The sequence below is a fragment of the Mesotoga infera genome, from assembly GCA_011045915.1.
GTDB lineage: Bacteria > Thermotogota > Thermotogae > Petrotogales > Kosmotogaceae > Mesotoga > Mesotoga infera_D.
Map to the genome: position 1 here is coordinate 1 of DSBT01000372.1, position 9,893 is coordinate 9,893.

6 protein-coding genes are annotated in these 9,893 nt (G+C 45.2%); 4 read left to right on the forward strand and 2 right to left on the reverse strand.

The annotated features are described in order from the left end of the window. On the forward strand, nt 1–570 hold a 570-nt coding region (locus ENN47_12010; protein HDP78872.1), incomplete at its 5' end, for a hypothetical protein. Between the two features lie 183 nt (nt 571–753). Here ENN47_12010 and ENN47_12015 read toward each other — a convergent pair. Together ENN47_12015 and ENN47_12020 are read right to left on the reverse strand one after the other, a co-directional pair. Then, nucleotides 754–4,962, reverse strand: coding sequence for a 2-hydroxyglutaryl-CoA dehydratase (locus ENN47_12015; GenBank protein ID HDP78873.1), 4,209 nt, complete (start codon nt 4,960–4,962; stop codon nt 754–756). 181 nt (nt 4,963–5,143) lie between these two features. Beyond that, the gene (locus tag ENN47_12020; GenBank protein HDP78874.1) at nt 5,144–6,541 is read right to left on the reverse strand and encodes a DUF1254 domain-containing protein; all 1,398 of its coding nucleotides are present in this window, start codon (nt 6,539–6,541) and stop codon (nt 5,144–5,146) included. A 913-nt stretch (nt 6,542–7,454) separates the two neighbouring features. Between ENN47_12020 and ENN47_12025 the strand changes: the two genes are divergently transcribed. From ENN47_12025 to ENN47_12035, 3 genes are all read left to right on the forward strand, one after another. Further along, nucleotides 7,455–8,408, forward strand: coding sequence for a winged helix-turn-helix transcriptional regulator (locus ENN47_12025; protein ID HDP78875.1), 954 nt, complete (start codon nt 7,455–7,457; stop codon nt 8,406–8,408). After that, nucleotides 8,405–9,214: a BtpA/SgcQ family protein gene (locus ENN47_12030; GenBank protein ID HDP78876.1), complete on the forward strand. Its 810-nt coding sequence runs from the start codon at nt 8,405–8,407 to the stop codon at nt 9,212–9,214. Before ENN47_12025 ends, ENN47_12030 begins: the two co-directional genes overlap by 4 nt. After that, nucleotides 9,211–9,893: sugar ABC transporter ATP-binding protein (locus ENN47_12035; GenBank protein ID HDP78877.1), on the forward strand; the 683-nt coding region annotated here is incomplete at its 3' end. The genes ENN47_12030 and ENN47_12035, both read left to right, overlap by 4 nt.

Here is a 9,893-nt window from a genome sequence, read left to right on the forward strand (position 1 = left end):
GACAGGGCGATGATTCTAGTCACAAGTGTCTTCATGATAATTCTTGGTGTGCTGTTGATTCCGGTAAATCTCGGGCTTCTGCCTTTTTCGGGAAGTGCCCAACTCGGTTTGCTGATGATGATTTTCGCTATCCAGATGATAGCCTCGGGAAGCGCCCCGATAGGAGTTTTCCCTAGATCTCTGCCGGTGATCCTTATCGGTCTTGTATTTGCAGCTCTTGGAACCGTATCGTGCATTATCCCGGAGATCTTAGTCTATCCGCTCACCCTGCTTGTAGGTGTCCTGAATATTTTGGGAGGGGCGATTTCGATAGGCAAATTCCTTGGTCAGAAGGCGAGCAGAACGGGCGGAGTAGGTAGTAAGATACCCAGTATACTTGTTAAGTTAACCGCTTCTCAGCTGACTCTGAATGTTCTTGCTATTACATTCGGTCTCTCAATGCTGATTTCTCATCTCTTGCCGGGATTGGTTATTGGCGTGGTCTTGGCGGCTAATGGGGCGGTGCTCCTGTACTTGCTTTACATTCTGTTCGTTATAGATAGAATACAAAAGGAGATGGAAACCAAATAGCGGCTAGAGAATTCTCAAAGCCAATCAATTAAGTCCAGAGGAAGAAAGCATTTGGATTGGTTCTTACCGGATAATCTATATTAGCGACTATCTCAATAGCATTTTTGGGAGCTGCCGACTGGAGATTTGGCCATCTGGCTTTGGATGATTCGTGTCGCAATGCAGATCCTGGTCTCTCAAGAGTTACTTGAACTTCTGACTTTGAAGTTCCATCGAAAGTGATTTAACTCTCTTCACCTGCACCACGAAGGATTCAAGTCTGCTTTCAACGGTCGGAGTGAAGGGGTTTCCGTCAGACTCAAAGAAGAGTATCGGGATATTGCCGGCAAGATCAAAGACCTCTCTCTTGAGTTTGTTAGAGTCTCTCCTTTGGTGATCCAGTCCTCTTTCCGCAATGGCCTCCGCAATCCTAGTCGGCATGCATCCAAATGGGCCTATAGAAATGACTCCGTCATATCTGTCTATCGATTCGAATAAAACGGCTCCCAGAGTGAGGATTGCTTCTCCTGTGAGCTTGGGGTTCAAAAATTCCTTTGAAGCATCGACCATACCCTCGATATCTACCAAGTGCCCTTTGTAAACCCCACTTGTTTCAAGAATCCTCTTGACCCGCTTTTCGATTGACCGCTTTATTGCGATTTCAATATGCTTCGTTCCTCTCTTCACTGGTCCAAGTTTTGTTGGTACATATTTCTTCAGTAGTATGTAGTCAAGATAGTAGATCCACTCTTCGATTGGTGAAGCATGCATAACTATTCCATTATCTGCAAAGAACGATTCGAGTGATTTTCTGGAGAACTCGTCGTTTCTAACGTATATCTCCCCTGAAAGCAGAACTTTTGGAGTCGTTTCGAAATCGCTCTTTAGAGGAATTTGAGAGAGATTCTCGCAAATCGTTTCCAGTTTCCTGGTTAACTCGCTGAAGGAGTCTCGTTTTACACTCTCAAGTATAATCTTGCGGGCTTCTTTACTTGCTTTGACGGCCTCATCCCTGTTGGCTGCCAGTGTTAGCAGGGCATTTTCAACATTACAGAACTCGTCAGCCATGATCATGCTTGTCCATATTCTCAGTTTAGTTTGAAGGCCCATGCCCGCATAACCGTTCTCAGAATTGAGAGAGAACAGTAGAACATTGCTTGCATTGTTCTTGTCCAGCCAAAGATCTATGTAAGTGCTGTACTGTCCAAATCGACAGGGGCCGCGAGTATCGGGCATGAAGTACATTATTATGCTTTTGTCGTCCTTGTTTTCCTCAAGGTAGCGAATAAGGCTTCCTAGAGTCAAGTGAAAGGGCAGACATTCCTTAGATAATGAGTTGGATTTTCCCAGTTGAAACTCCAGTTCTGTCGGTCTCGGGAGAACGTGAGTGTTGATGCCGGCCTTTTCGAAGGCAGCAGCTATGAGCTGAGCCGCAAACTCGCCCATGGTGGGAACGATTACTTTGACCGAAGGATCTGTAATGGGAACGTGTCTTCCGTCCTGCAGCTCTATGCTGAATGTACCGTTATTCGTTATCAGTTTAGGTCTCTTCACCCGCTTGCTTTCTACTAGCGCCGTATTCCTTTCTATGGAGCTTCTAACGACATCGGCGAAGGCTTCGATCCTGGTCTCCACCCCGGCATCTGATGTATGACTATCCAGTTCCAGAATCAAGGATGGCTTTTTCCCCATAATGTCTCTGAAGAAGGAGATCAAGAATGAGTCAGGTCCGCAGCTGAAGTTGGTTATGTATAGTGCGAAGAGCTTTGGATTATTTTTTACATATCTGGCTGCCTTCAGGTTCATCTCACCCCAGGCCCAGTACATCTTCTCATATGATCTTTCGCTTTCATAAGGAAGAGAGTCAAAAGTTACCACCGGGATTCCGCGTGAAGCTAGTTTTTCCGGGATTCCCATGTTGGCGTCACTGGAAAAAGCATTGTAGGCTCGACCGAAGATAACGACACCGAAATCCGAATTCTTTAGGTTCTCAAGAAACCGCTCTCCAATTTCCTTTATCCTTATTACACTATCTTCGTAGGATTTCACTCCGTTGGAAAAGGCTGTCAAAGCTTCTTCGCGATTCCTCCCCACTGACTTCGCAAGTGAAACGAACTTCTCCTTTTCTTTCTCAAAGCCCTGTGAAAAATCGAAGAAATCTGTCAAGATCCTTTTCGATCTGAGTTCCTCGAAACTCCCCATTAGCCAGTCCGGTTCGCTCTGGACAAACGGACAGAAGACCGAGTTTTCAACGGAGTTTTCAACCTCTAAGCCCTTGACTGCAGGAATGAAAAAAAAGTCTGGATTCTTCTCCAAAAGATCATATATATAACCATGTGACAGTTCGACTGGAAAACAGAATTCAGATTTCTTTCTATCCCAGCCCCTGGGGTCTGACTTTTCCGGTACGACGATTCTAAACCCAAGACTGCTGAAGAAATTTGAGAAGAGAGGCAAGAGAGTATTCATGGAGAGAGACTTGCTGATTCCTACAGTCTCAAGGCCCTTTTCTTTTGGCAGTTCAAAGACTATCTTCTCTCTATCCGTAGTATATATATATTCGTTTCTGTTTATGGGGAGGTTAAGACGAACATTTTCATACTTGTTGCAAGCGCCGCCGAAGGGAAACTTCTTCCCTCCAACTTCAATTATGCGAATCGGACACTTTCTGTCGCACTTCTCTGCTCCACCGTCACAAATGAAGGTGCTGAGATAGCGCACTTCTTTTGAGATCAAGGCTTCAAGCTCAAAGCGTTCTTCTTCCAGTTGACCCGCTTGAAGCTTCTCCTTAACCATGAGTGATACGCCAAAGGCACCCATGAGTCCTGGATGAGGAGGGACGATTATCTCCTTCCCAGTAACTGCCGCCATTGCCACGGGGACAGCACGATTGAGACATACGCCTCCCTGCATGAAGACCTTTTTCCCAACCGGTCTCATGGCCTTTACTCTGTTTGTGTAGTTCAGACAGATAGAGTAAACCAGGCCGGCGCAGATATCTTCTCTAGAGATACCCTCGTTGATTGCAGTCTTTATGTCGCTGCTGATGAAAGCCGCACACTGATCGCTGAAGTTTGGGGGAGATTGACCTTTAAGCGCATATTCTCCAATCTCTCTGTAATCTATGTTTAGAGATTCCTTTGCTGACTCTTCGAGAAATGACCCTGTACCTGCAGAACAGGCTTCATTCATTGCATAATCCAGGGCAACCCCATTGGATAAGAAAGTGTATTTGGCATCCTGACCACCAATCTCAAATATCGTGTCGACTTCTCTATCAAAGAATGAAGCAGCTCTTGCGTGAGCCATGATCTCATTGTAAACGGCACTCGTCTCGCAGTAAAGGCCAACTATCTTTCTTCCGGAACCTGTAACCCCGAGACCGATTATTTCGACAGGAACATCAAGTGAAGCACGAATCTCTTCAAGACACTGGCGTGTAGCGTTTATTGGATCTCCCATAGTCCTGAGATATGAACTGGCAAGAATGGTATTGTCCCTTGCTCTCATAACAACCGCCTTGGTTGTAGTCGAGCCGACGTCTACACCGAGAATGCAAGAATCACCGCTTTCAGCTGTCTCGAAAGGCATCTCCTTGAAATCGACCATGTCTACAAACTTCGAAAGTGGCTCATTCTTCGGGAAAGTCATTACCCCTTCCTTGAAGACAGTCTCTTTGTCTATCTCGATTGCTTCGAGAGTATTGGCATGCAGATAAGCGCCGAAGGTCTCGAAGAAGAGAGCTTCATCTGGTATGGTAATTTCCGCGATTTCTTTCAAGTGATTCAGCATAAGCCGGTTTTTTGTTACTCCGCCAACTAGAAGTATCTTCTTTACGCCAGCCCTGTGCATGAGTTCGCCGATCTTGTCGGACATGACCTTGCCAAGACCATTGAGAACCGACTCTTTCGGCGTTCCCTTATTGAGAGCATGTGTGCAGTCGCTCTTGCAGAATACGGTACACCTTGATGAAAGCTCGTAAATCTCGTCTGTTTCCGCTGCGTTTGCGGCATCCAGTACGATATTCATTCGCTTCAGTTGCTGGAGAAAGAACTCGCCGGTTCCCGAAGCGCATTTGCTTCCTGTGAAGACGGCTGTAATGTTTCCCTTATCGTTTAGTTTGTACAGCGTGAAATTCTCTCCGCCCACGCTCACAATTGCCTCATGATCTCCGTACTTGCTTTTCAGCTCTTTGTAGGCAAATTCAGTGGCTTCAACTTCGGGGATTTGGGGAAGATTCAACAGCCTTCTTCCTTTCTTTCCAGTTACTACGACTACTCCTCTTTCAAGGATTTCTGGAAGAAAGCTTTTGAGTACTTTCAGTGGATTTCCTTCATGCAAAAGCCTTCTGGGAGTCTGACCATCATACCAGGAAATAGTGCTTGAGCCGATGCAAAGTCCAATTCTATCCAACTGACTCGCCTCGTGACTCTGAAAACGCAACATAGGATTTTAGAAGCATACTAATTAATGATAGCACGCCAACTCTGTTTAATTCAGCTCTCGAAAAATCATACTAAGTTTGCACGTTCTCAACTCAGAGATTGGCTCACTTGAAAGCATAAGCTAATAATAGTTGGGCTGGCGTTCATTCTCAATATTCTGATTTTCTTACTCCAGGAGGACAGTATAGAGGATCAAGCGCCTTTGCTGAAGGCAAATACATCCTTAGCGACAATGAAAAAGCTCCATCTGGAGCAGGGAGCCAGTTGCTTTCGAGATCAGGGCCTGGTGAATCATGCTGGATATAGATGTCGAGAGACCCATCGTCATTATAAGTCAATTTCGAACGATCGCCGATTGTGTATCTGTTCAATTGATTTGGCACCATGAACTGATCTTCGCCATACATGGTGATGGACCAGAATCCCCCCGGTCCGACGGGTGGAATTTCGTTGCTTTCAAAATGGATAAGGTAGTTGTACCTTGAGCCATCATAAGATTCTCCATCGACATCTGCATAGCTTATTGGATAGTAGGTTTCTTCAAGATCGTTCCCATAGAGACCCATGTAAGCGGCCGAAGCACGAATCTCATACTTACCCTGCATCTGGTTTCGATTGCCGAATACTTTCTTTGTGAGACTCCAGCCATTCTTTGTAGTTCCCAGCAGTTCACCCGGTCTGAGAATAACTTCTATTGCATCTTCAATCCCTTGCTCAATTGCAGCCCGTATTTCAGGATTAAGAACTTCTTCGTCAAACGGGAGATTCGGTCCGACTCCAATAAGGCCGAATCGTTCGATCAAGGCTTTCTCAGATGGATGAATTTCTAGCTGGCCTAGAAGGAAGTTCAGATAATAGATGAAACCGGCCGACTCGGCTCGTTCCTGTCTGAAGACCGGAAAGATGTCTGTTCTTACAGATTTGGGGGCTTCATAACCGAAGAAGGAACTCAGGGGCTGGATTAGAAATCTGTCTTGAATTTTGCGTATCGCATCAAGCTCACCGGATATCTCTGGGTTTATTGAAATCCTTGCCAGACACAAAACAAAGTTTCCTTCGCTTGTGAATACTTCATCGACGCTCTCGGGAACTCCTGCTGATGACTTCGGGCCTACAACCATGAAAGTCCTTGCCCCGCATCCCGTGGTTCTCGTTCCTGCATATGCGAAGTTATGTGTATACATGTCGACAAACTGCAGGGAGTAGTATCTTTCACAAATTGCAGGGACATCGATAATTACGGGTTCGGCTCTCAAATCTAGCCAGGCTGCCGAAAAGACTGTATCGTTGTTTGGCCTCACCACTTCTCTGAATTCAGGTCCGAGCAAACCTTCGCTGTGGTTGAACCTGTTGAACGCATCTGGTATCACAGCCTGGAGAGTCATAGTTCTTAGATTCTCGAGCATCGGGTAGGCGAAGAGATATGCTTGCCTTGCAACTTCTCTTGCTTCGTCGCAGTTGTTCGTTGCCGGAGTGGATCCCGCATCAATAATGGCAGCAAAAATCAAAATGAAAATTAGTAACATCAACGACTTTTTCAGTCTCATTTCTCAATCCCCTCACACAACCGCTTTTTGCTGGCGATTTTTATTCCCGGTTGATTCATAAGTGAAGACTTATCACAGTCGATTCAAATTGCTCAAATTTCATCATCAGAAAACCGGTATGATACCTCTTATACTCTGTCTGACTGTTCGTTAAAAGAAAGAGTTTGCTCTCATTCACTATCAGTAAGACTAATCTCTCAATGAACTGATATCTTCGATTCTGAAACACGCTTTCACATACGGTCCCAGAATGCCGAGACTCTTCTATGACAATACGATGAAGACCTTGCTTAATCCATTTATACCAGGCCAGCAGACGCAATGAACTTCATAAGTTACTCTAAGACATTAAAGGAATCCTGAATTGACGCATTGATAGAGCCGCTTGACTCTCACGTTGGCAATGCAGTACTATACAGACACGGATTCCAGAGAAATCAAAAAAAAGAGTGAATTCAGAAGCTGAAAGAGCCAGTACTCTCTGCCCGATTTCCTTTCTCCGAGATCATCTAAGTTGATTTAGGAAGTCCCGGAAATCTATTGCTCTCCTTGTATTTAGAATTCTCTAATTCAAACTAAATTCCAGTCGGTCAGTTATCAATGAAGAATTATGCTCCAGTGAAGTTCCTCTCTTTGTGAATTCTACCAGACATGGTGCTCACAGTTGCTGCCTCACGTAAGTTTGAAGCCACCAAGAAAACGTTGGCAGTACTGCAAGACTCTCGTACCGCTCTAAAGATATTTTCGACTACTCCGTTGCTGAGCGCATTCGAATAATAGTAACTAGGATGAAATACAGATGGTTAAGGCCAATTATCTGGAGATATCTTCACATTGCTAATTTCGAAGTGGATGGTATTAGATGTAGAATGTATATGAAAAAACTTGCAGCAATAATTTTCAGGAGGTATTTATGTACGCGCCCTCTTTGATGATAAAGGTCTCTGAGCTCTACTACTTCAAGAAGTGTTCTCAGAGGGAAATAGCTGAAGCTCTTAAGATCTCTGTTCCTACTGTGTCTCGAATCCTTCAGGAAGCTATTGACAGTGGAATTGTGAAGGTTCAGATCACCAATATATTGAACAGGGTTACGCAGATGGAAGAGTCTCTGAAAAAAAAGTATGGCCTTGAGGGAGCCGTTGTGGTAGAAACTCCTCTTGACCATGATGACTGGCACATAAAGAAGCTCTTGGGAAAGAAAGCAAGTGAACTTTTTTTCGAGATTGCTTCTCCGGGCAGCAAAATAGGAATCGGAGCGGGAGGAAGCATTTTTGAAATGATAGAGTCCTTTGATGGTGAGAAGAGCATACCGGGTATTCAACTAATTCCACTGATGGGCGGATGGGGATTGCAGAATCTTCAGAATGAAACAAACAAATTGGTTGGTTCTATGGCTTCGATATTGAGGTGCACTTTTCAACTTCTTCTTGCGCCGGCGATAGCAAGCAGCGAAAAGGTAAAGAACGTTTTCCTTAATGAACCTCAAATTTCGGCAATAGTGCAGATGTGGGATGATCTTGACACAGCGATATTCTCAGTAGGACCTGAAATTGAGCACAGTATTTTCCCTTCGATTGTTGAGCGCCCCGGCAGTGTTGAAGAAATCAAGGAAAAAGGCGCTGTGGGGGACATTGTGGGAAGAATCATCGATAGAAATGGTGAGGAGATGAATATCGATTTTAATCGTCGCATGATAGCGATTCCATTTGAGAAGCTTATTGCCATAAAAAATAGAGTTGGAATTGGAGGAGGTTCTAGAAAGATTAGAAGTGTGAGTGCCGCAATAAGGAAGGGAATTGTGAATTATCTGATTACCGATTCAGAGACATGCAAATATATTCTCGAAAACGGAGGTAAAGGACTGTGAATGTTTTAGAAGAGATGTTTGGAGTGAAGAAACCAATAATCGGGATGGTGCACTTTCCGCCGCTTCCAGGGTCGCCGCTCTATGATTCCAGTGGCGGTATGAAGAAGATAATGGACGTCACCCTTAGGGATACCGAAGCCCTCCTCGAAGCAGGTTTTGACGGTGTAAGCTTCAGCAACGAAGGAGACAGGCCCTATATGTCAAATGTCCCAATGGTTACAGTGGCAGCTATGAGCGCACTCATTAATGAAGCGTCTAAAGCAGTCGAAAAGCCGTTTGGGCTTTCCGTATTGGCTGATCCTGAGGCCGCCATTTCGATAGGAACGGCAGTTAAAGCCGATTTTGTAAGGGTATTCCTCTCCTGGGTTTATGTCGGTGACTGGGGAATTGTGGACCCTGATGCGGGAAAACTTCAGCGACTGAAGGCTTCTGTAGGCGGGCAGTTTAAGGTTTTCGCCAACATAAGCGGTCACACTGAGCCCCTCGGTGGAAGGAAGCTCGAAGATATCGCGCGCGGAGCGGTCAAATTTGGACTGGCAGATGCCGTATGCCTTGCAGGTACAACTGCAGGAAGCGAAATCCCGGAGGAGGATCTTCTAGGTGCTAGAAAGGGTTCTGTCGGGAGACCGGTTATCGTAGGGACGGGCACCACCATAGACAATGTCGAGAAAATGCTGACATTAGGCGATGGCATAATCATGGGTACTAGCGTTAAGGTAGACGGTGACACATTTAAGCCAGTAGACCCGAAGAGGGCTAAGGAATTCATGGAGAAGGCGAAGCATGTGAGGGAGAAGCTGCAATGAAAATTCTCGAAATTCAGGAGCTGACGAAGGAATTTCCTGGAGTCGTCGCTCTTGATTCCGTCAACATGGATCTTGAAGCCGGAGAGATCCACTCTCTTGTTGGCGAAAACGGTGCTGGAAAGTCCACACTGGTAAAGATTCTCGCTGGCGTCTATAAGCCCAGCCATGGTAGTTTTTCGCTGATGGGAGAGGAGATGCATTTCCATTCGCCGAAAGATGCTTCCAAGTATATAGGTGTAGTTCATCAAGAAAGAGAGCTAGTCCCGCATTTTTCGGGCTATCAGAATCTATTTCTGGGTCTGGAAGAGACAAAGGCAGGTTTCCTGAAGAGAAAAGAGATGATTTCGAAGGCCAAAGAGTTCATAGCAAAGTATCAGCTTGATGTCGACATGAACATGTCAGCCAAGGAACTTGGCAGCGGCCAACAAGAGATGCTTACAATACTCAAAGTCCTTTTCAGGGATCCGAAAATAATAATATTCGATGAACCAACGGCTCCACTCAGTATTAAAGAGATCGAGATCCTCTTCAGACTAATAAGGGATCTGAGATCCAAGGGGATGACGATCCTATATATATCGCATCATCTCTCCGAAGTCCTTGATCTTTCGGACAGGATAACTGTGTTAAGAAACGGGAAGAAGGTTTCGACGATCAATAACGACGATCAAGTGAGTGA